We start from the raw sequence: 203 nt of genomic DNA on the forward strand, positions 1-203 counted from the left end.
CCCCGGATCCGGGTCCGCATCCGGGCGCCGGCCTCGGGCTGAGCCTGGGCGGGATCGTCCGCCACGCCCAGGCTGATACGGCCGGCGCGGATGTCGTCCAGCGTCTGCAGCGCGTCCTTTCGGCCGCGTACCACGGCGGGCGGCAGATCGTCCTTGCCTTCGGGCCGCCGGTCGTAGATCTCGTAACGCACCAGCTGCACCAC

Annotated in this window: 1 protein-coding gene; it reads right to left on the reverse strand. The window is 72.9% G+C overall.

The window, feature by feature from the left end; translation table 11 throughout:
* Nucleotides 1–191, reverse strand: a 191-nt coding sequence (locus ACSHWJ_RS16190) for a phage protein Gp36 family protein (RefSeq protein ID WP_432540156.1), incomplete at its 3' end; no start/stop codon positions are given.
* Between the last annotated feature and the right edge of the window lie 12 nt (nucleotides 192–203).

The sequence above is a fragment of the Methylococcus sp. S1M genome, assembly GCF_051295855.1.
Taxonomy (GTDB): domain Bacteria; phylum Pseudomonadota; class Gammaproteobacteria; order Methylococcales; family Methylococcaceae; genus Methylococcus; species Methylococcus capsulatus.